The organism is Candidatus Jettenia sp. AMX1 (genome assembly GCF_030263775.1).
Lineage (GTDB): Bacteria > Planctomycetota > Brocadiia > Brocadiales > Brocadiaceae > Jettenia > Jettenia caeni.
On sequence record NZ_SZPP01000012.1, the window covers coordinates 40,327 to 61,863 of the forward strand.

General features: G+C 38.1%; 19 protein-coding genes, 1 tRNA gene and 1 pseudogene. 2 read left to right on the forward strand and 19 right to left on the reverse strand.

Annotated features, from left to right (window positions below; all coding sequences use genetic code 11):
- Positions 1-216 precede the first annotated feature (216 nt).
- The 7 genes and pseudogenes from FBQ94_RS04460 to hsdR form a co-directional block, all read right to left on the reverse strand.
- Positions 217-585 (reverse strand): ASCH domain-containing protein, encoded by a 369-nt coding sequence (locus tag FBQ94_RS04460; RefSeq protein ID WP_040544545.1) that lies wholly within the window; start codon positions 583-585, stop codon positions 217-219.
- Positions 563-2,074 carry a PIN domain-containing protein gene (locus FBQ94_RS04465; protein ID WP_007223071.1) on the reverse strand — a complete coding sequence of 504 codons (1,512 nt, stop codon included), beginning with the start codon at positions 2,072-2,074 and terminating at the stop codon, positions 563-565. The genes FBQ94_RS04460 and FBQ94_RS04465 overlap by 23 nt, the downstream gene beginning before the upstream one ends.
- A gap of 29 nt (positions 2,075-2,103) precedes the next feature.
- A complete protein-coding gene (locus FBQ94_RS04470; RefSeq protein ID WP_007223072.1) occupies positions 2,104-3,468 on the reverse strand; it encodes a restriction endonuclease subunit S in 1,365 nt (454 codons plus the stop codon).
- Positions 3,461-4,512 (reverse strand): annotated as a pseudogene (locus FBQ94_RS04480) (virulence RhuM family protein). The gene FBQ94_RS04470 and the pseudogene FBQ94_RS04480 overlap by 8 nt, the downstream one beginning before the upstream one ends.
- Positions 4,505-5,938 carry a class I SAM-dependent DNA methyltransferase gene (locus tag FBQ94_RS04485; protein WP_007223075.1) on the reverse strand — a complete coding sequence of 478 codons (1,434 nt, stop codon included), beginning with the start codon at positions 5,936-5,938 and terminating at the stop codon, positions 4,505-4,507. Before FBQ94_RS04485 ends, FBQ94_RS04480 begins: the two are co-directional and overlap by 8 nt.
- A gap of 47 nt (positions 5,939-5,985) precedes the next feature.
- Complete coding sequence (locus FBQ94_RS04490; protein ID WP_007223076.1) at positions 5,986-6,366, reverse strand: GxxExxY protein; 381 nt, start codon at positions 6,364-6,366, stop codon at positions 5,986-5,988.
- A gap of 38 nt (positions 6,367-6,404) precedes the next feature.
- Positions 6,405-8,810 (reverse strand): EcoAI/FtnUII family type I restriction enzme subunit R, encoded by a 2,406-nt coding sequence (hsdR, locus tag FBQ94_RS04495; protein WP_040544958.1) that lies wholly within the window; start codon positions 8,808-8,810, stop codon positions 6,405-6,407.
- 219 nt (positions 8,811-9,029) lie between these two features.
- Here hsdR and tsaB point away from each other — a divergent pair, with 219 nt between their 5' ends.
- Positions 9,030-9,740, forward strand: a complete 711-nt coding sequence (gene tsaB / locus FBQ94_RS04500) for a tRNA (adenosine(37)-N6)-threonylcarbamoyltransferase complex dimerization subunit type 1 TsaB (protein ID WP_007223078.1) — start codon at positions 9,030-9,032, stop codon at positions 9,738-9,740.
- 20 nt (positions 9,741-9,760) lie between these two features.
- Here the strand turns inward: tsaB and FBQ94_RS04505 are convergent, their stop codons facing one another.
- The 9 genes from FBQ94_RS04505 to FBQ94_RS04545 form a co-directional block, all read right to left on the reverse strand.
- Positions 9,761-10,963, reverse strand: coding sequence for a type II secretion system F family protein (locus FBQ94_RS04505; RefSeq protein WP_007223079.1), 1,203 nt, complete (start codon positions 10,961-10,963; stop codon positions 9,761-9,763).
- A 23-nt stretch (positions 10,964-10,986) separates the two neighbouring features.
- Positions 10,987-11,625: a hypothetical protein gene (locus FBQ94_RS04510; RefSeq protein ID WP_285442006.1), complete on the reverse strand. Its 639-nt coding sequence runs from the start codon at positions 11,623-11,625 to the stop codon at positions 10,987-10,989.
- Between the two features lie 19 nt (positions 11,626-11,644).
- A complete protein-coding gene (locus tag FBQ94_RS04515; protein ID WP_007223081.1) occupies positions 11,645-12,247 on the reverse strand; it encodes a GspMb/PilO family protein in 603 nt (200 codons plus the stop codon).
- A gap of 7 nt (positions 12,248-12,254) precedes the next feature.
- The gene (locus FBQ94_RS04520) at positions 12,255-13,541 is read right to left on the reverse strand and encodes a PilN domain-containing protein (RefSeq protein WP_007223082.1); all 1,287 of its coding nucleotides are present in this window, start codon (positions 13,539-13,541) and stop codon (positions 12,255-12,257) included.
- 24 nt (positions 13,542-13,565) lie between these two features.
- Positions 13,566-14,633 (reverse strand): type II secretion system minor pseudopilin, encoded by a 1,068-nt coding sequence (locus tag FBQ94_RS04525; RefSeq protein WP_083849329.1) that lies wholly within the window; start codon positions 14,631-14,633, stop codon positions 13,566-13,568.
- Positions 14,528-15,250 (reverse strand): PulJ/GspJ family protein, encoded by a 723-nt coding sequence (locus FBQ94_RS04530; protein WP_040544547.1) that lies wholly within the window; start codon positions 15,248-15,250, stop codon positions 14,528-14,530. The genes FBQ94_RS04525 and FBQ94_RS04530 overlap by 106 nt, the downstream gene beginning before the upstream one ends.
- Positions 15,251-15,294: 44 nt before the next feature.
- Positions 15,295-15,882, reverse strand: a complete 588-nt coding sequence (locus FBQ94_RS04535; protein ID WP_007223085.1) for a type IV pilus modification PilV family protein — start codon at positions 15,880-15,882, stop codon at positions 15,295-15,297.
- Between the two features lie 32 nt (positions 15,883-15,914).
- A complete protein-coding gene (gene gspD, locus FBQ94_RS04540) occupies positions 15,915-17,933 on the reverse strand; it encodes a type II secretion system secretin GspD (protein WP_007223086.1) in 2,019 nt (672 codons plus the stop codon).
- A gap of 158 nt (positions 17,934-18,091) precedes the next feature.
- A tRNA-Leu gene (locus FBQ94_RS04545) sits at positions 18,092-18,181 on the reverse strand.
- A 336-nt stretch (positions 18,182-18,517) separates the two neighbouring features.
- Between FBQ94_RS04545 and FBQ94_RS04550 the strand changes: the two genes are divergently transcribed.
- Positions 18,518-19,222: a prepilin-type N-terminal cleavage/methylation domain-containing protein gene (locus FBQ94_RS04550; protein WP_007223087.1), complete on the forward strand. Its 705-nt coding sequence runs from the start codon at positions 18,518-18,520 to the stop codon at positions 19,220-19,222.
- Positions 19,223-19,239: 17 nt separating this feature from the next.
- Here the strand turns inward: FBQ94_RS04550 and FBQ94_RS04555 are convergent, their stop codons facing one another.
- From FBQ94_RS04555 to FBQ94_RS04565, 3 genes are all read right to left on the reverse strand, one after another.
- The gene (locus FBQ94_RS04555; RefSeq protein ID WP_285442007.1) at positions 19,240-19,824 is read right to left on the reverse strand and encodes a cell division protein FtsQ/DivIB; all 585 of its coding nucleotides are present in this window, start codon (positions 19,822-19,824) and stop codon (positions 19,240-19,242) included.
- Positions 19,825-20,164: 340 nt separating this feature from the next.
- Positions 20,165-21,166: a D-alanine--D-alanine ligase gene (locus FBQ94_RS04560; protein WP_007223089.1), complete on the reverse strand. Its 1,002-nt coding sequence runs from the start codon at positions 21,164-21,166 to the stop codon at positions 20,165-20,167.
- Positions 21,167-21,179: 13 nt separating this feature from the next.
- Positions 21,180-21,537 (reverse strand): glutamate ligase domain-containing protein (locus tag FBQ94_RS04565; RefSeq protein ID WP_285442008.1); only part of this gene is annotated, 358 nt, incomplete at its 5' end.

Sequence of the window (21,537 nt, forward strand, 5' to 3'; positions counted from 1 at the left end):
TAGTAAGGTTGGGTGAAGCGAACAGACTGGGTCAAATGAACTTTTAACGGCATTTTCTATACAGTATATTGTAGTGTATGAATTAATAACTACTATATATGAATAAAAAATGTCCATTTGACCCAGTCTGGAAGTATACCCAACAAAAAAGGCATTGATAGGTTCGCTCCAATTAACCCATACTACTTAACTTTGTATTTACACATCTGATTCATCCTAAATATAAACAAATGACTGTGGTGGTTTTAAACCAAACTGCTCTTCAATACAATATGGCTTCAAATATCTTACGTATTTTTTTATCTTTATTGCATACCCGTTTTCAAGCCCGCTAAAATAATTAAAAAAATACTCTTCTGTAATGCCAGCAAACTTTTTGGTCTGCTCCCATAGATCAAATATATCCCCAGCCAAGATATGATCTACTTCAAATTCTCCGATAACTTTGCTAATTGGCGCCGAGGCATATACCACTATTTTTTTAACTTCTTGCCTTTTAAAAATCGATCTTCTAAATTCGTACTTTTTCTCTCCGCAGAATATTTTATCCACAAATTCTGGTTTAATAGACAATAATACTTTCATCCGTCTTTGTCTCCCTTACTATTAATTTAAAATCATCAAAACTTATCTTGGCAAAACCTCTAGGAGCAGAATTAACGTTGGGGATAATCTTCAAATTAATCAGATCGTTTAACGTAATCCTTTTTGGAAAAGAATATGCATATAAAAAATTAACAATAAAAGGCCGATTATTACGTTTATAATTCCAATGCTCTAATAATTCCTGAATCGAAAAGACGCTTCGTTTTCCGCACAAATGTATAAACTCATGTTCATCTTTAATATTGGTTATAACACTTTCAACGATACCTAAAGTTGTCACTACGCCCTTATAAAGTCCTCCCGTACGATAAAAAGCAATCATATCCCCCGATTCAAGATTTCTCTCAATCGATCTGGAAATATACACCTTGCTTATTGCATTTCGAAATGGCTCATTTTCTACATAATCGGCGGGGAATTCTGTCTTTAAGATAGAATCGGGAAGCAGATTGGTGTGATATTCCGGATATATTGGGACAATAAATATACTTCCCTTTGTTGAAATATAAGGGAATGTTACTTTGGGAACATCTCTGTTTGCTTTTTTTGAAAAATTACGAACATAAACCAGTTCTTCATTAGAACCGGATTTTTTATGCCCATGAAACACAAAACCATAAGTTTCCAACAAAGCAATCAGACGTTGCTGTTCAAGACGCTTATTGAATATGGTAACGTATATCTCTTCAGTCTTTGCTTGAATTGCGTTATCAAAAATAATCTTGAGAAATCGTTCGCCAAGTTTAAAACCGTTATAATCAACCTTGAACGTTCCGATCTTAAGCCTTTTCTTTTTAGAAAAAGCAGGGATAATATCTGAATAATCTTCAGTCCCCCGTTCTATTTTAAGATACAGAAATGCCAGTAGTTTATTATCTTGCTTACAAACATAGGCTATTTCATCTGCTTTCCTATTGAACCATTTATCAAAACCGGGATAGTCTTGTTTTAATGTAGAAAAGAATTCATCAGCAAGATTTAAATTGCCAAAATGCTCTTGCTTGACCGAAAGGACTTTATAGTTTTGAAGTTTGGGGTTCTCCACCGTAACTTTTTCGAGAAAGGAATCGATAGTAAATACGCGATCACATACACCCAGAAGCAAAGCCTTGTGGAAAATTTGCTTATCTTCGCTAATCAAAATATCAACCCGATTATTAACCAATTCATTTAACAAGGTGGTATCACTTAAATCATTTTTGTCATTGTCAATTTTCGAACATACTTGTTGTACTGTGTGATTTATCGGGGCTTTGGTCTTAAGCTGGTGATAATTACCCAACTTAATATTAAACGTTGCAACCGTTTTCGGATCTTTGTGCTTGTTTATTTCCTCGACTGTCACTGGATGAACACATTTCTGATAATGCAAGTCATCAAGCCATTTAAATAAAATGCCTATATCGGGATTTACTACATTTCCTGCCTCCCTATGAATAACTATGTTTGTGTCCAGTAACACTTTCATCAACTCATTATTCCATTTAAAATCTAAAATTATCCCTTAACAAATGCCTCTCGCAAAACAGACTGCATCAGCATTTTGGCTTGTTCCTTGCGTTCGCATATTCGTTTTTCCAATTCGTCTATCATGGTCATAAGTTTATCCACCCGCTCAACAATAGCTTTTTGTTCAGCAATGGGGGGAAGAGCTACCGGCAATTTGCATAAGAGCTTCTGGTTGAGATTATCCATTGTTTGACCAACTGAATCTTGCAACAGATAAGCTTGCGATTTTGTGGAGCAATACGCCATTCGAAAATACACTTTATCTACACATAAAACTCTAAGGAAAAAAGAGCCCGTACCGCATAACCACCCATTTTGCAGTTCTTGAACAATCGCACATTTGCTGAGGTTACCACGTCTGGCAATAATTAAATCGCCTTGTTTTAGGGAGTATCTTTCCAATCTCTCTTTGGTTTTTTGTGAGATACACATCCGTTCATCTGCACATATTTTCCCATCAAGAATATTCATAGGATTGACAACGGGTATTCCACCGCTAACATAGTCTGATTTATGAAGCATTGAGCCAAACGGCCCTGTAGAGAGTTCTTCACATATCTCTACCACCCGGCACCATACCCATCTATCGGGCAAATCAAAAGGCTTTTCTGCTTCAGCAATCGGTGCAATCGGTTTATCTTTCTTAATTCTTATCCTGAGCGAAGTCGAAGGGTTTCCTTCTTTTATCAGTCGCTCTTTTTCGGCTTTGATCTTCTCAAGCAATTTTGAGGCGTGATTATCTCCGCTGATAAGATCAGGATGTTGCTCGCGCCATTTGGCCGTCAGCTTTCCTTCAATAGCCTCTTGCAATATTCTTAGGCGAAGTTGTTTGAGAAAAGACTGCTGGTGAGTTATCTCACTGCCCAAATGATCCATTTCATTTTCAATTCTTTTGAAAAAGGAAACGACCTTTTTTTGGAACTCAATATCCGGCAAGTAAATTTCAAGAGGCAGAAAATGTTTAGGTTTTATTTCTGTTTTTATACCGCCCTTAACCTGATCTTTAAGTGTTTGTACAAAAGATTGACTCCTGACAAATCGCTGAAAGTAATCTATATCTATTTGCCTTTCATCAAAAATGTAGGACGAGTAATGAATAGTCGCCGTAATCGGTTCTTCTCCATGATAAACAGCAAGAGCACCCTTTGAAACATTGATCCCAGAAATAACAAGATCTCCGGGTTCGATAATGATCATATCTGTCTTTGAACCTTTATTAGAAAGGTGAATTTTACCGAAAAAGTCGATCTTATTCAGCCTTTTCAAGCCCTGCACAGCTTCATCATCCGGGTCATATCTGCCTTCCCGTTCTTTCAAAAACTGACTGATTTTTACCTTCTTCCACTCACCCATTCTTCCGCCCCTTTTTCTTCGGAAGGTGTTTTGCCGCTTCCTGTTCTATCATTTTTAAAGCCTCATCATCGGCAAGCGTTTCTGCTTCAGCCTCACTCTTCAAACGATTTTTATTAAAAACCTCATAATGTTCCAAAGCCAGTGCATCAGCAACTTCTTTGGTTACGGTTCCGGCATGCTCAAGGATATCACGTTCATGAAACTTGAGAAACGCGTCAAGCTTTTTGCGCCAGTCGCGCATGAAGACCTGCCGGTGGCGTCTCGCCTGGTCTTCAGCATAATCAAGGTACATGATCACGATTCTGTTAAGCTGTTCCATTTCTTTTTCATTGAGGTAATTCTTAGCAGTGGTCCATCGCCCTGACGCACCTTGACGCCTTTCCATGCGGTAAGACCCATATTGGGTTTTGATGCATCTGCCCGCTCGGAAATTATCTCTGCTGCCGTCTTGCCGGAGACAGCGAAATGGAGTTTGTTCTGAACTATTTTGAAAAACTCCAGGGTCTCTTCCGCCTTCGGGTCATAATCCACTGCCAGCTTATAAATATCCCAGATTTTCTGATAAAACCGCTTCTCGCTGGAACGGATGTCGCGAATACGCTCAAGGATTTCATCAAAATAATCAGAGCCGATGTTTACGGCCTGCTTAAGCCGTTCATCATCCATCGTGAAGCCCTTGACTAAGTACTCATTAAGCCGTTCCGTAGCCCACCGGCGGAATTGGGTACCCCGATGAGAACGGACACGATAGCCAACTGCAAGAATGACCGGAAGGCTATAAAATTTCCGCGCGCGGCTGACCTGTCTCCCACCCTCGACTTGAACTTTTAAGTTTTCCTTACAAGTTGATTCTTGAGGCAATTCTCCTTCTGCGTAAATCTCTTTGAGATGAATCGTAATATTCTGCGGTGTCGTCTGGAACAAGTCCGCCATAGCCGCCTGAGTTAACCAGATGGTCTCATCTTCCAACCGTACTTCAAGCTTTGTTTGTCCATCTTCCGCCTGGTAAATAATGAGCTGGGATTTATTTTCTGCGTTATCCATGCTCCAACTCCTTTCTCAATTGTTGAAGAAGCTCATCACTCTTTCGAAATGATTCGTGAATCATCGTCACCAGTTCCACACTTGAATACGCGTGTTTTTCTTCAGGTGTATGCGGATTTTTTATGTCGAGATTATAGCCATTGGAGGCAATCGTATCAATAGAGACCTTCCACGCCTGTTTATTCTCATTTCGCTTCTTCCACCACTTCTTAAGATCGTCAAACTCGCTTTTCTGTATCGGTTTCGTCTTGCTATATGCCTTAACGCCTTCGGGCAGTTTGTGTTCCCAGTACCATATTTCTTTGGTCGGTTTACCTTTTTCAAAGAAAAGCAGATTCGTTGCAACGCTGGCATACGGCTGAAAGACTGAATTTGGCAACCGCACGATGGTGTGCAGATTACAATTTTCCAACAAATGCTGGCGAATACGCTGTTTTACGCCGTCGCCGGTCATCGATCCATCCGGTAAAACAATACCGGCACGACCTCCTTCTTTCAAATACCGCACCATGAGCATTAAGAACAAATCAGCGCTTTCCGTCGTGCGGAAATTTTGGGGAAAGTTAGTCTCTACCCCATCAGTAACCGAGGCGCCAAAAGGCGGATTGGCAAGGATGACATCCACCCTGTCTTTTTGTCCGATTGAGGTATATTCACGGTTTAAGCTGTCGGTATAATCTACATTCGGCACTTCGATATCGTACAATATCAAATTGGTTACACAGAGCATGAAGGGAAGTGGTTTGAATTCCATACCGTGAATGCTTTTTTCAAGTGCCCTAAGATCCTCAATGCCTTTGATGTCCTGTTTACGGATATTTTCTATAGCGCTGGTTAAGAACCCGCCGGTACCGCAGGCAGGGTCCAGCACTTTTTCTCCCAGGCGAGGATTGATCATTTCCGTGATAAACTCTGTCAAGGCACGGGGAGTATAAAATTCCCCATAATTTCCTGCGCTTTGAAGGTCACGCAAGATCGTTTCGTAAATATCGGCAAAGACATGACGGTCTTCCGAACTATTAAAATCAATCTGATTTAACTCATTGAGCACCTGTCGGATGATCGTCCCGTTCTTCATGTAGTTATTGGTGCCATCGAATATCTCGCGGATAATGAGGGCGCGCTTATTGCCGGAACTCACATCGAGGTTTTTTAACTGCGGGATCAATGTGCCGTCAATGAAGTTTTTCAACTCATCACCGGTCATGCCCTCGTCATCAGCCGCCCAATTGCGCCATTGCAATTTCTTCGGCATCGGGGAAACATATTTGTCGTTGAGAAGCTCAATCTCCTTGTCCTTGTCATCAAGGATTTTGAGACTAATCATCCATCCCAACTGCTCAATGCGCTGTGCATCTCCGGACACGCCCGGATCCTTGCGCATAATGTTCTGTAATGTTTTTATAATATTCCCGATGTTTTTCATCTTGTTTCACTTGTTTCTCTCACAAAGCACACAGAGATCACAAAGTTTTAAATAGTCCCGTTAATAACTCGCCGAATACCATTCTTTAGTAAAATTTCATTAAAATTGATGAGTAAACCCAATTTCTTATTTGAAAGACGTATATAGGTAAGAAGTTGTTTCAAATGAATATCTTCAATTTGTTTAACAGATTGTAACTCTATCAAAACGCTATCATTTACGACGATATCTGCCCGATATCCTTCATCTATGATTATTCCCTCATAATTTATTGAAATACTTTTTTGCACCTCTGCTTTATAACCATTTCTGCTCAACTCAAAAACAAGCGCTTTTTCATACGCGGATTCCGGCAGACCTGGGCCCAAGGCAGAATGAACCTTAATAGCCAACCCAATAATTTTTTCACTTAATTCATTTTCATTCATTTTTTCTTCGTGAGCTTTGTGTTCTTTGTGAGAACTCTTTACGCTGCTGTATATAGTTCATGCTCCAGTTCTTCAATAACATGAAGATACTGATCCCTCCCGCAAAACATCTGCACGATTTCCGTGGGTGTCCCGATTTGATTAAATGGTTCTATTCTCAAAATCGTAAGGTCTTCTATATTTTCAATACCCTCATCAGCATATTTATCCAGGAGGGCATCAATAACCTTCCGCGCTTTCTCCCCATATTTAGAGAAATAATTGCGTTTCTTTATATTTTCCGCGCGCTCCCGTCGGGTAAGTGCAGGCATATCCAAAGCAATGTGGCAGATAAGGTCAAATACATCCAAATCCTTCTTTACCTCTGCCATCAGGTTTTCCGGAATAATCCCTTGTGATTCTAACTCCTCGATAACTGCTTTTTTTTTATGAGCACCGTTCCATCGGGCAAGAAAATTATCGAGTGATTGAAACTCCTGCAAGATGCCCTTCTTTGTGTAGTCCTTGAGGCTTTCGGTAATAAGTTTTCCATCTGCGTCCAGATGCTGAACCCGTTCGTTTAACACTGAAACATCCACTCCGGCCACATATACTTTCTGACGAGGTTCAGATACAATTGTACCACCCTGGATAATTTCCGGTTGTGTGGGGTATTCGACCGATGTTTCTTCTTCAAAATCCACCGGTTGGCCGGTTTCCGGGTCAATGACTTCCTGGTCTTCTTCCGGATAAATATCCTGATCCGTTAATTCCTGTTCGCCCGTAACTTCTTTGATCATAACCGGGTCGCCGTCAAAAGCCGGATCAGCGAAAAGATCCGTCACATTACGGAAATCCATAATGGCGAAGAAGGTCTTGCCATACTCTTCATTAATACGAGTTCCGCGTCCGATGATCTGCTTGAATTCGGTCATTGATTTGATGTTTGAATCAAGCACGATTAGTTTGCATGTCTGTGCATCAACGCCGGTGGTCATCAATTTCGACGTGGCAGTGATAACCGGATAACGCTCCTCAGGATTTATGAAATTGTCCACTTCGCGTTTACCTTGTTCATCATCACCGGTAATGCGCATGACATATTTATAGTTTTCCCGAACCACATCGGCATTTTCGTTGGCGATAGCCTGCCTTATTCGTTCGGCATGCTCTATATCCACACAGAAAACTATCGTTTTATCGAATCGGTTTGTTTTCCGTAAATATTCCGACACCCTTTTGGCTACCAGTTTTGTCCGTTCATCAATCACCAAATTTCTATCAAAGTCTTTGATGTTATAAACATGATCCTCAACCTCATTGCCATCCCTGTCTTTTTTACCCGCTTCAGGCCGCCAGCCTTCAAGATCGGTATTAAGCCCAACCCGAATGACTTTGTATGGGGCCAGAAATCCGTCTTCAATGCCTTGTCTGAGCGTATAGGTATAAATCGGATCACCGAAGTATGTGATGTTTGATACTTCCTTTGTCTCCCTCGGTGTTGCAGTAAAGCCAATATGCGTGGCGGAACGAAAATAATCAAGTATCGCCCTCCATGCGCTATCAGCGGCCGCACTCCCACGATGGCACTCATCAACGATCACCAGATCAAAAAAATCACGGCTAAACTCTTTGTAAGCATCCTTGTCTTCATTGTAGTTTGTTAATCCCTGATAAAGGGCAAGATAAATCTCGAACGCCTTATCAATCTTTTTCTTTTTTATGACAGTCATCTTTTTTTTAAAGTGCTTAAAATCATTGCGCCTGGTTTGATCAATAAGCACATTGCGGTCGGCCAGGAATAGGATTCGTTTTTTGTGTCCGTTTTTCCAAAGACGGTAAATAATCTGGAAAGCGGTATATGTCTTTCCCGTTCCGGTAGCCATTACAAGAAGAATTCTGTTCTGCCCGCGTGCGATAACTTCCACGGTTCGGTTAATGGCTATTTGCTGATAATAACGAGGCAACCGTCCTGATCCGTCAAAGAAGTAATCAAAAGAAGCAATCTCTTCCTGCCGGGGCGTTTCAATCTTCTTATACCTTTTATACATCTTCCAAAGCTCGGCAGAAGAAGGGAAAGCGTCTAAAGACAATTCTTTCTCGATTTGCTCAGAGAAACCGGAGCGATCATGTTGAACAAAACCATCGCCATTTGAGCTGAACGCAACCGGAACATCAAGTGTCTCTGCATAGCCTAACGCCTGCTGTAATCCGGCTCCTACGGAATGATTGTTGTCCTTTGCTTCAATAACGGCAATAGGAATATTCGGCTTGAGGTAGAGAATAAAATCGGCACGTTTTCTTTTCCCCCGGGCAGTCTTGTTACCTTTGACAAAGATTCGTCCGTCAGTAAAAAAGACCTCTTCCCGGACTTGCTTCTCAACATCCCATCCGGCTTTAACCAGTGCCGGCAGAATGAACTGCGTGCATATATCTCTTTCAGACAAATCTTTTTTATTACTCATTTGTTTCTGATCTGTAAAATGATGCCATACTTTACAAATATGATTTACTCCTGTCAAGAAACAAAAATATGGCATTTTCCTTTATTTTAAATGTTTCTTTTTTCCATTATTTCTGATATTTTGTGTGGTAGGGCGTATAGAGTAATACGCCCCTACAAATAATACCATGATAATCCATCATTATTTTGAGTAACAACATTATGAAATCGCTATAAACTTATGAAAGTACTTGGAATAGAAACATCGGGAAGTATCGGAGGTGTTGCTGTTTGTGAGAATAAGCATGTTATTGCTGCCAGGGATTTAGAGGCTGGTATGCAGCATGGTAGAGAATTAGTACCAACCATTAAGGATATCTTTCAACAGATTGGTTGGAAATTTAGTGATATCGATCTTATTGCTGTCGACGTAGGACCGGGATCGTATACGGGATTGCGCATAGGAGTAACATGTGCAAAGACTATGGCTTACGCATTACAAAAACCGGTTATTGATGTACCCATATTCGATAGTATCATTGAAAACTATATCATGGATTCCATACCTGTATGCCCTATTCTCGATGCGAGACGGAATCATGTCTATGCCTGTATCTATCAACCAGTCCCTATTCGTCTTGATCATGGGGTGAAAGTTGTTCAGAAGAAAAGGGTATCCGAATTTCTGGTAATGCAGCCTGAGGAACTTTTATCTATCCTCCCGCGGCCTGTGGTTGTTTTTGGGGATGGCGTTTCGGCATATAAAGATATATTTCAACAGAAGGATATTTTTATAGATGAAGAAGAGAAAGCAATACCAAAGGCAAAGTATGTGGCTTTTTTGGGTGAGATGGCATACGAATCGGGAAGGCGATGTGAAGCAGATCAATTACTGCCAATGTACCTGCGACGAGCAGAAGCTGCTGAGAAATTGGAAAATAAGAAATTTTAACTTCCAGATTACTAACGGTATCAAAACCGCAGGTCATTCACACTGAGTATTGCCGTTAACATAGAGATGACAATTACACCAACAATAGTACCCATAAGTAATATAAGCACAGGCTCTACTGCCGTTACAAGTCTCTTCATACGCTGCTCTACGTCAGCGTCAAAATTATCAGCAACTTTCAGAAGCATCTTGTCTAAATTTCCCGTCTCTTCACCAACTTTCAATAAATGCACGGCAATCTCTGGCAGAAAACCCCTTTTGGCAAGTGATACGGTAAGACCAGACCCCTCTTTTACATTACCTTTTACACTTCCAAGAATATCGGCAAGATAGTGATTCGATAACACGTCTTTAACAATATCCATAGATTTAAGTAATGATACACCGTTTTCCAGTAATGTACCTAATGTCCTGGCAAATCGCGATATTTGTACTTTCCAGAGAAGATTACCAATAACAGGCAACTTTAACTTTTTCTGATCTATTTTTATTGATGTCTTCTTATCCCTCATAGCTCTCTTATACAAGAAGAATACGGCAATCGCTACAATAATTAAGACCCAACCGTATCGAATGGAATAATGACTCATACCGATAAGCACCTGGGTTGAGAAGGGAAGAGAAATTCCCATACCCTCGAATATCTGAGAGAATTTAGGTATAACATAAATAACAAGAGCACTTATTGATACGAGACCAGTAACACTCAGTAATAAAGGGTATACCATCGCTGAAATGATTTCACCCCTCACTTTTTGTATTTTTTCCTGATATGATCCTAATCTCTTGAGTACCTGCGGCAATACCCCGCCTTCCTCCCCTGCACGTATCATATTTACATAAACACTCGAAAACATCTTAATATGATTTGTGAGGGATTCAGCAAAAGACTTTCCGGACTTAATTCCGTTGAGCACATCTTCAATAACACCTTTCATGCTATTATTATTTTGAGATGATATTAAGATAGATAAGCTTTTATCGATAGGAATGCCTCCCTCAAGAAGTGTTGCAAGTTCCTGAGTAAAGGGTAAAACGGCTTTCTTATTTGCGCGATTTAAGAGTAAGCCAAATTTTTTATTCTTATCTACCTGATAAACATGTAAAATGATATGTCCTGACTTGCGGAAATCATTAATTAAGTCTACCTTACTGGCAGCCTCTTTCTCCCCTTCAATAATACTACTGGAAGAAGTCAATAATCTGTATTTAAATGTACTCATAAATAATTGCTGATGTTATGGAATTATTCTTTCATGCCTGGTCTCATTACAACGGTTTGTTCTTCACCATACCAATCAAGTTTAATGAGATTTGATTCTATATTTTTTACTTTATATTCCGCTATTTCATCACCTTCTTCAACAAAAATAAAAGGTTTTTTATTAGCCACCTTATTTGGATTTTCGATTAATGCTTTTTTTGTATTTCCCAGAATCAATATCCCTTGCAGTACTATTTTCGCGGGAGTCCCTCTTGGCTTTTGCTGGCTCACCACAGTCTGTCCAATTCTTTCTTCTTCTTCATCATCGTCCTCCTCTTCTTTATATACCTCTTGTTTTGAATCTTTTTGTATCTCAGAAGAAACCCAGGCGGCACGGTTCGGCGAGAATGGGTTACTTGATAGTATATGCTCATAATAATTTATCTCTTTCGCATTTGTAACCAGAGAAGGCAACATATTTTTATTAACCGGCGGTCCCTCTTTGTATTTTTCTGATCTCACGACATCCTCAGTTGGACGATACACTAACCATACGCAAAGAATGGCAAGGACGGCAACACTTACAAAAAGACTGAGATTTATTATGGGTAAATAATATTTCCACTGTTTTATCTTTTTTTTAAAGATTTCTATAACAACCCACACTGATTTCGTATTCATATGAATAAATTTCATGGAATCACAGCTTCTTTTCTATAGAGGCAACTGCCGTTAAAGTAGATGAAATATTTGCACCTTTTATAACATCAAAACCTAAGGTTTTGATCCTTAAATTATCTATAAAAAGGAATTTATCATCATTATATTCTATATCATATAAAAAATTTTGTAACTTTTGAGAACTATCCAATTCGGTTATTTCAAAATTAATTGATACCGTAACGAGATACGGTTTTTTATTAATTACTTCTTTCTTTAAGGCTGTACTTCTTGAAACGCTTAATCCATTCTTGACAGCAAGGTTATTTACTATCTCCTGTAATTTTGCAAAAGCAAGTTCTTCGGTTTCCTCAGACAAAAATTTTCCCTGGAGTTTTGTATAATATTCTTCCAGATCATTTAACCTGCCCTCATAGTAATTTTTATTGGAAACAAATGAATAGTATTTCTTCAGCAGGTTCTTTTGCGTCTCTAATCGCTCTTTCGTTTCGTGAATTGATTCAAAAAAGGGGGTAATAAGAACTTTATCAATAGCGATATAAAAAAGAACGCTGAGAGCTACAATCAGCAGTATCCTTTCTCTTAACTTGAATTTTCTAAAGATCTCTAAGAGTTTTTCCATAATTTATCTACATCTTAATATTTACTTTTATGCGGAACTTTTCCCGTCCGCTTTGTGTCTTCGTAACGGGCGATATTAAACCTACTCCAAAAAAAAGTGGTGAATTTTCCAGAATCGGTATCAGGTTTGTAGAAGATACCGCATCGCCTTCTATCTCAAAAGTATTTTTCTCAATGTTCATGGCTTTTACCCATGCATCGTTTGGCAATACCTTTGCTAATTCTAAGATTACATCGATCCTTGATACATATTTCCCCTTTATTTCATCTATCTTAGTAACGGATTCCTCTAGCATTGTTATACGCTCTTGTAATTTCTCAACAGCAAGCACATCTTTTTTAATTGATTTAGCCTGAGCGTTTATGGTTTTTAGTGTTGCCATATTGTTCATCTTTTGAATATAAGGAACAAGAAATGCAAAAAATAGTAAAAAACCCATAATGAAACACATCAATACAATCTGAGGATTTAATCGTTTCTTGCGTGTCTTAACAAGACTCATATTACATGAGTAGTCAGATAGACCATAAAGCGCGCATCCATAGGATTCAGAATAATCATCCATCAATCGATAAGGAATTTTGTATTTATCGAGTGAGAAAACCCCATTATTAGCGCTCGTTAACAATATCTCTTCGGGAGGATTCGCTTTCAGCCAATTGGCTAATTCAGCCTCTGTTTTTATCATAGCTGATAAAATCAAACGGTCTTTTTCATAGAGATTATAACTGTAACTTTCCGTATTCTTACCAATCAACACAGTAAGATCTTCCTTTTCCTCTTCCTCCAGTATAGGCAGAAAAGCAAAAGGTGAAATAATAACCCGTGAAGGGTTAATCTTTAAGATGTGCAATTTAGAGAGAATAGTATCCAATTCCATTTTTTTTACTGCAATAACAAGAACTCTGGTATCTTGCCTGGTTTGAGAGACTGAATAAGAATCGAAATGAATATCGAAATAAACATTCTCATTACTAAAAGGTATAAAACTGTCTAATTGATATTCAAGCGCTTCTCTTAACTCTTTGAGATTCGCATGAGGATAATTCATCTCTCTCACAATCGTATATTCTCTCGGCCAGGAGAAGATAATTTCTCCTTCAAATTTTTCCAATGGCAGCGATAGAGATTCCAGTTGCTGGGTATCCTTGAGCATAAAATCCTTGATGGTATAAGTCTCATGAGAATAATGAATGAGTTTTTTATGGACAACCGTTATAATAAGATCGTCCCCTCTGAGCGATAATCCCATCGCCCTTTGAAAAAACATATTTACAAATGGTATTCTATTCATACTTGCTTGAAATCTCTACTACTGTTAAGGATACGCTGCAATAACTTTACAATTATCCAGACTTTTCTGAATAACGATTTTATAAGAATTTTTTATCTTATCTGAAGAAGCAATTGCATAAATTGTCATATAATTTGAATCAGAGATTGTTAAATAATTTAAAATCTTCTGATAATCCTTACCTACAATACCAAACTGTGATAAGAGATCTTTCAAAGAATCTATCCTTTTAACACTCCCCCATTTTTTCCTAAATTGAATTATCGCTTCAGCAATTTCGGAAGTAAACATAGGAACAGAGGAAAAAACTTCTCTCGATGCAAAGTTCACATTTATTTTCCCTGCACCGTAAATAGTTAAGTGTTCTCTTATCATCTCAAAGATGTGTGGAGTAACACCTTTCACCAATGCCATTTCCTCGATAGATTCAAATGATCCATTTTTTGGCTCATAGGGATCTGGTAAAGAACTATAATAATCTTTTTCGGCGCCGTTAATATGGTGTAAATCATCTTTATCAAGCCAATCCAGGAGAGAATCTGTTATCGTTTCTGCAGTAAGTATATCTAATTTGCAAAAAGTAAGAAATTTAACAAAAGTATCCTTCGTATCATCTGTTATTTTGTTTATATTTATCTTTCCACTCTCATCACTAATAAATACATCACAATTTCTCTCTCCTATTTTTACAGAATAGGGTCTACTCCTTGGTTTCCAGGGGCGTCTGCCAGCTATATTCTTATTTTTTTTATTATCATATAACAACCGATTCCCTTTTATCTTTTTGACATCTTTATCCCCTGTATCTTTTTCTTCGATTCCTGTCCCCACAAGCATCCGGGTAGCATAAATACATGCTCCTCGTGCTGCGTAAATATTTTTTATACGTTCTGTAGAAGTAATTTCTGTTTTTATGGCAACACTCGTATTTCGTGTAAAACTTAATGCAACAAAACCCAAAATTACTATTGTCCAAAGGCTAAAAATTAGTACGTAACCATGATCGGCGATATAATCTCTTGCTCCTCCCCATATCTTGATACCTTGAGTTTTATTGCCTTGGGAATTTTTCCACTTATTTTCTCTTTCCATTTTAAATCTGTGCCTTTTATACTAACAGAGTCCCGATCCATCGCTTTAAAGTCTTTTTCGTTATCGCTATCCTCTTTATCAAGATATTCAAACGATATCGTATCACAATCCTTAAAAAAAGTTGTAGTGTCTCTATCCATAATTAACTTGTTTTCAATTTCCTCAAATAGTTTGATAAGCGCCGGATTTCCCTTCGACTCAGTATACATAAGATCGTATTTACCATTCTCGCGAAGTACAATTTTATACGTAGCAATTATCATTCCTTGTCCATAATGTTTCTTTAGAGAAAGTGGTGATACAAAAATCAGTACATCTTTCTCTCCTGAAAAATAAAAACTTTCTTTTTTTTTGCTTTCCATAAGAGATGGCGCAGGGGTATTCTTCTTATCATTGGTGTTATCACTTGTGGCTTTTAAAATATACAACGAAGATACTTGTTGCCAGAAGAAATCGAAGGAAGCTTTTTCTTTTGTTGAATTATTAAACCAAATTTCCTCCCTTTCCATCGAAAATAGGCCCAATCTTATAGCGTAAGCACTGGACATAATTAAAATTGTACCAATAAAAACCGCTATAAGTAATTCGAATAATGTGAATCCTCCGTTACGTTCCATGTATAATTCTATTCCAGAACAAATACCTCTTGTGAATAACTGGTTTATTCAGATAGAGATTTTTCTTTTTTATCTTTTGTTATCTTTTTATTATCCTCAGATTCAATATCCTTAGATTCAGGAGAAGAAAAAACGGTATCGATAATTATCCCTCCAACTTCTGTATTCAATAATATAATCCCTTTCGGAAGAAATACTTTGTTATCTTCTTCTCTACTCAATATATTTGAACGTAATTTTTCTTTCTCTTCTTTATAGGTATCAACTTCAACTACTTTCCATTGGATCCCGTTTTTTGTTTTACCCTCAAAAATTTTCTTTTCATCGAGATTAATAGGGGTCTTCTCCAGAATACCCAGGAATGCTTCTTCCGTTTTAGTTCTGGCGAGCAGTACCAGCTTTATGTGATCATCAATTCTTCCTCGTAATTTTGAGGAATTTCCCACTAAACTAAAAAAAATACTTAGAGAAACAGCCATAATTGCCAGGGCTACCATAACTTCAAGAACAGTAAACCCTGTTAAAAGCTCTTGGCGAGATTTTATATCCTGCCCAAACTTTCTATCACTTTCATTCTGCCGTGCAGAATATAGTTCTTTTTCTCCTATGGTATAGCCGTGTTGATTATTCATCTGTGCGTAGGGTAAATACCGATTTGATACTCCTATCTTTCAACATCGTTTGCTTTTCCCCTTAGTAATGGCTCTATCTCCCTGAGTTTCTTTTCAAAGGCGTCCGTTAATGAATCCGCTTCTTCTGCAGTAGCTGCAATATAAGGGGTTAATAACATTAATAATTCTGTCCTTCTATTTCGAATAGATGTAGTTTTAAACAAGTTTCCTAAAAAAGGGATATCTCCCAAGATTGGGATCTTCTCCACTGTTTTTTCATTTCTTTGCTCAATTATACCACCTAAACTAATGGTATGCCCGCTTTTTATAACAAGCGATGTCTCTGCCTGTCGGGTAGAGAATGTTGGTGAATTAGTAACCCCTGTCGTGGTTGTTTGTGCATCACTTACTTCTTGTTTTATATCCAGGGTAATAAAATCGTTTTCTGCAATATGAGGAGTTACCGTAAGAATAATACCGGTTGGACGATACTGAACTTGCTCAAATGTTACCGTGGTTCCTGTTTGCTGACCTGAACTTGTAAGAATGGGCACTTCACTACCAACTTGTATATTTGCAGGTTGCTCATCCCGTACAAGGATATGGGGAGCGGATAATATCCTTGCCCTTGAATTTATTGCAAGGATTTGCAATAAAAGATCAAAATCCCCTCTATCAATCTTTACAAACGGCCGGCCTGCTGTAGGGAGGAGATCGCCCAATCCCCGTAACTCTACACTACTCCCTACATCAACTGCCCATTCTGCCCCGTAATCCAAATCGTCCCTCAAATTGACTTCCAGGATTAAGGCTTCAATAAAAACTTGTTCCGGGGTAGCATCTACGGCTTCTATGATTGCTTTGATACCCCGGTAATCGCTCGGTAACGCCTTAACCACAATTGAATTTGTTTTCGGATCGGCTACAATTTTCATAGCCTCAAGCTGTTCTTTCCCCACTACTTTCGGTTGTGCTGCCATTTTTTCAGCGTAAATCTGTGTCAGGACCGGTACTATTGTCTCTGCTTTTTGATGCTGCATTTTATAAACATATATCCTCGTTTCCTCTTCTAATGCCGTGGGCGCCACATCAACATTTTTTATCCAGAGATCAATTTTTGGCAAGAGCTCCGGTAGCCTGGTAATAACTAACATCTTATTTGTATCCGAAAATGGTATGAAATTAAACCCACCTTCAGCGCCTACCTTTCCACCCAGTGATTGTGCAAAGGTCGTAAGATCCTTCGCCATATTTCTTGCATCTACATATTTAAAATCGTAGAACTTTACCGCCTTGCCAGCAAAGAAGGGAACATCAAAGGTTTTTATCAGGGTAAGGAGTTTCTCCATATTTGACGCAGATTCGATAAGGATGATAAATTGAGATTCACTATGAGTAACGATATTCCCTATACTGGAAATGAAGGGCCGTAATGTCGCCTGCAAATTTTTTGGACTTTCATACTCCAGGGGGACTATTTGAATTATTATATCCTTACTCCAGGGAGGAATTTTATCCCCTAAAATAACAACGTTTGATTCTTGCCGGGCATCTGCTTTGGGAAGTATCCTGTAAATTTCTCCTTCTTTTATCATGGCAAAATTATATACATTGAGGAATGTCTTAAGCATCGAAAGAAGCTCTTCTTTGTAAACCTGTCCGGTGATATGGAGATTAATTCTACCGCCTACCCTGTTATCTAAAATATAGTTTAGATTAAGAATCTCACCTAAAATAACATTCAAAATATCTTTTATTTCCGCATTCTCAAAATTAAATGCAACGTCAATTTTATCACCTTCATACTGTGGTCTATGAAAAACAGGTTCGGGTTTTTTATGTTCTGCCGGATATACGAATTCATTGGGTATATCTTTTTTTTCCTCTTCCGCTTTCGCCTCTTTTTTGGTCGAGATCTCATATTCCCAAGCCTTCTTTTCTATTTCTTCTTTTGTAGTAGAAAGGGTTATAGGCTTTTTAAACGGTGCAAATTCCAGCTTTTTAACTTGCTTTCCATGACAACCAAAAAGGATCAAGATAGGTACTGCTACACATAACAAGCGTTTCATCATCTGTAACTCTCCCGGAGGGGTAACTTATTCATAATACAACTTTTATACTGATTTTGTGTTTCTGCGAAGGAAATACGATCTAAATCACTTTTTCAATTATACGTTATATGTTTAATCTTAATTACTTATGATACTACTTCCGGTGGGTAAATTCAGAGTGGTGCGGAAGGGGGGATTTGAACCCCCACCCCGGTATCAGCGGGACTAGCCCCTCAAACTAGCGCGTCTGCCGATTCCGCCACTTCCGCATTTCATAGAATTGTATATATCTGATTAAACCAAAAATATCGTATAATTCTAACATTCTGTTATAAAAAGTCAATTATTTTTAGACACCTTATAGATTATTTTATCAACTTTCTTTCTATGATTCATTACAATTATGTACCTTAAGAATACATTTCTGTCGCCTTACATTTATTTTTCTCATGGAATATGATACTGAATTTTACCTATAAAAATGCCACAAATGTTTCGTATATTTTGTGTTAAAATCTTTATTATTATACCATAAATATTGGCACATAATATGTTGGTAACTGTAAACACCTACCTTTTTGAATCTTTATATTGTAATTATAAAAATGATTACAAAAAATTATGGATTTACTATTATTGAGTTATTGATAGCTGTTACTGTTGTTACCATCTTAATGAGTATCATCCTCCCCATGCTCTCCATTATCCGACACAAAGCACAGCAAGTTGTGTGTAGCAACAACCTACGTGAATTATTTCTTGCCTTTGAACAATACGCTAATGATAATAACGGTTTACTTCCCCGTTCAAACAATAATAATCAAAGCCGGGATAATTCAAAAACCTGTAGCGCAGAAGTTTGGTTTAAAGCGGTTGATCATTACTTAACTTCGTCAATCATACCAAATGAAAGGGACAAAATCTCATATGAGGAACGGCTTTTACTCATAAAACAAGATCCCATTTTTAAAACCGTACCTCTTTCTAAACAAGATACGACTCGCACGATTAAGATGAACCGATATCTGGTACCCAAATCCGAATGTCAACGATCTATTGAATCTATTCAAAATCCAACAAGAACGGTATTGTTGTTCGATGGCCGAATTGATAGTAGTGGAGTTGCAAATGATTTTGAAGGATCGCACAATATCGTTGCACAAAGGCATTCAAAGGCTGCAAACATTCTCTTTGTTGACGGCCATGTAGAATGCATACAAAATGGCGATTCAGATGGAACAACAAATGAAGGCTGGTCAAATTCCCATGCAGGGCGAGAGTTAGTCTGGGACCCGGACGTCGATCCTTAATTTACCCTAAACAATTTTTAGCGCTCTTCTCTTAAGTCATCAACCTTTGCCCATCGCTTGCCTACAGGTTTTTTCCAGCGAACATCAATATATTCCATTTGTCTCAGATTTGTTCCTTCTGATTTTGCAACACTGAGAAGATTCTGAAGCTTCTCTTCATCAGAAAGTTCGTTCTGTTCATTACAGAAAGAAGAACATCCCCATCGTATTTGTGTATTATTCTCTGTCCATAATATAATATCGCTTTTACCTGTAGACCGCCTTTTACATACATTTGATACATCTACGACTAAAATTTTAAAAATATTATGTATATTGTTTGCCTTGAGAAACTTTATGAGATTTACTCCTGCTTTAATCCCTCTATCATCCCATGTATTTCCGTATAAAGGTAACTTTGAAAACCGATTACCCCGAATATACGGACTATCATATTCCGCATTTGGCAACAGATAATATTCTTTTGGTAATAAAATACATTCATCATCAACAAGATAGGTATTCTTCCCACTTTTAATCACAGCCGCAGGCTTACGCAGTACCAGGGTAATACTTAATGTATTGGGAAATATTTTCTTGATCGAATCTACTTTTTTAATCAAAGCAACCTCCTCATAAACTTCTGCAATTTTTTGCGTTAGATCGTTTTCATACATGTTATAACGTTCATTCAAGGTCTTTATATTTTTTATATATTCAGAAAAACGATCAGTTACCCAAGGTGGGGTTTGAAATGAGAACGTGGAAGGGCTAACTTTGAAAACCGTTAAATCTGTTAAAGAATACCATACCTTCTTTAATCCCCATATTACCAAAATTGTTACACATACAAACACAAGATATCGTAAACAAAAAAAGTACAACACCCTTTTTATTTCAGCCTTCTTCGCGGAAAAGAAGTGAACAAAATACTTGAGATGTAATGTATTATGAATAATATCTTTAACTTTGTATTGATTCATCTACATTTACAAGGGTATTCTGAAAAGCCAGATTAACAATTTCCCTGCAGAGTGATGGAAAGGATATACCCGCTGCCCTTGCCGCCTTTGGCAGCAGACTTTTTTCAGTAAAACCGGGGATTGTATTTACTTCTAACAAATAAAAGTTCGCCTCAGTATCCATTAATATATCCACTCGTGAGAATCCTTTACAACCAAGTACCCTATGTGCATTTAAAGCTAGTTCCTGCGCCCTGTTATAGAGAAAGGAAGGGAGATACCCAAGGTTGTATGGAGCATCTCCTGCTATATCCTTGCCTTCCGAGGTTATTTCTACAATCAAATATTGCGTTCTACCATCTTTATATTTAGCATCGTAATTAAAAAATTCCATTGCTGGTTTGATTTCAATAATAGGTAATGCCTTATCATCTAATATCCCAACCGTAAATTCCCTGCCTTCTATATACCTTTCTATAAGTAATTCACATCCAAACTCAAATGCTTTTTCTAAATTTATGCGAAGATTATTACCATCCCTCACAATTGATATTCCGATACTAGAACCGTTTCTCGTCGGCTTTAAAATCACAGGTAAACCGAACTTTTTTATCTCATGTTCTATTTCAGTCATTTCCTGAAATTCTGTTATTGCAATATAATCTGGCGTTTTCAGACCCATTTCGATAAAACACTTTTTTGTTGCCAGCTTATCCATTGCAAGTTTACTGGCATTTATGCCGGAACCTGTATAGGGAATGCCCTTTGATTCTAAAAGTTGTTGCACACCCCCATCCTCGCCAAAACATCCATGTAAGGCAATAAAAGCAACGTCTATTTCCCTGGTATCAAGTTCTTGAATCTTTTCGTCTTTCACATCAATACAAAAAACGTTACATCCTGCATCCATTAATGCCTTCGCCACTGCATTGCCTGAACGTAAAGATATTTCACGCTCATGAGATGTTCCTCCCATTAATACCGCAATATTTTTCGGCTTCATGCAATATATTCCTCTATCCTAAATTTGATACTAAATCATAAGCGACTTTCCCTACATCGCCTGCGCCCATTGTTATTACCACATCGCCGGGTTTTACCTGGAAAGAAAGCTCTTTTGTGATATCACATAAGTGTGGAATATAACGTACGTCGACACCCATAGCGCGGGTCTCCTCGCATAATTTCATCGAGTTCATCGCCGCCCTCTCATATTCGCTATCACGGGCTGCATAAATATCCGCAAAAATCACCTTATCTGCATTCTGAAAGGATCTTGAGAACCCCTTCAGTAAATGACGGGTTCGGCTATATTGATGCGGTTGGAATACACACCATATCCTTTTCCCGGGATACAGCCCCCTTGCCGCTCGT

Coding starts and splice junctions, on each gene's coding strand:
- hsdR (WP_040544958.1), bottom strand. CDS start 8,810: ATGAGTAATAAAAAAGATTTGTCTGAAAGAGATATATGCACGCAGTTC.
- gspD (WP_007223086.1), bottom strand. CDS start 17,933: ATGATGAAACGCTTGTTATGTGTAGCAGTACCTATCTTGATCCTTTTT.
- FBQ94_RS04505 (WP_007223079.1), bottom strand. CDS start 10,963: ATGAGTACATTTAAATACAGATTATTGACTTCTTCCAGTAGTATTATT.
- FBQ94_RS04465 (WP_007223071.1), bottom strand. CDS start 2,074: ATGAAAGTGTTACTGGACACAAACATAGTTATTCATAGGGAGGCAGGA.
- FBQ94_RS04510 (WP_285442006.1), bottom strand. CDS start 11,625: ATGAATACGAAATCAGTGTGGGTTGTTATAGAAATCTTTAAAAAAAAG.
- FBQ94_RS04460 (WP_040544545.1), bottom strand. CDS start 585: ATGAAAGTATTATTGTCTATTAAACCAGAATTTGTGGATAAAATATTC.
- FBQ94_RS04525 (WP_083849329.1), bottom strand. CDS start 14,633: ATGGAAAGAGAAAATAAGTGGAAAAATTCCCAAGGCAATAAAACTCAA.
- FBQ94_RS04490 (WP_007223076.1), bottom strand. CDS start 6,366: ATGAATGAAAATGAATTAAGTGAAAAAATTATTGGGTTGGCTATTAAG.
- FBQ94_RS04520 (WP_007223082.1), bottom strand. CDS start 13,541: ATGAATAGAATACCATTTGTAAATATGTTTTTTCAAAGGGCGATGGGA.
- FBQ94_RS04535 (WP_007223085.1), bottom strand. CDS start 15,882: ATGAATAATCAACACGGCTATACCATAGGAGAAAAAGAACTATATTCT.
- FBQ94_RS04530 (WP_040544547.1), bottom strand. CDS start 15,250: ATGGAACGTAACGGAGGATTCACATTATTCGAATTACTTATAGCGGTT.
- FBQ94_RS04470 (WP_007223072.1), bottom strand. CDS start 3,468: ATGGGTGAGTGGAAGAAGGTAAAAATCAGTCAGTTTTTGAAAGAACGG.
- tsaB (WP_007223078.1), top strand. CDS start 9,030: ATGAAAGTACTTGGAATAGAAACATCGGGAAGTATCGGAGGTGTTGCT.
- FBQ94_RS04485 (WP_007223075.1), bottom strand. CDS start 5,938: ATGAAAAACATCGGGAATATTATAAAAACATTACAGAACATTATGCGC.
- FBQ94_RS04515 (WP_007223081.1), bottom strand. CDS start 12,247: ATGGAAAAACTCTTAGAGATCTTTAGAAAATTCAAGTTAAGAGAAAGG.
- FBQ94_RS04550 (WP_007223087.1), top strand. CDS start 18,518: ATGATTACAAAAAATTATGGATTTACTATTATTGAGTTATTGATAGCT.
- FBQ94_RS04560 (WP_007223089.1), bottom strand. CDS start 21,166: ATGAAGCCGAAAAATATTGCGGTATTAATGGGAGGAACATCTCATGAG.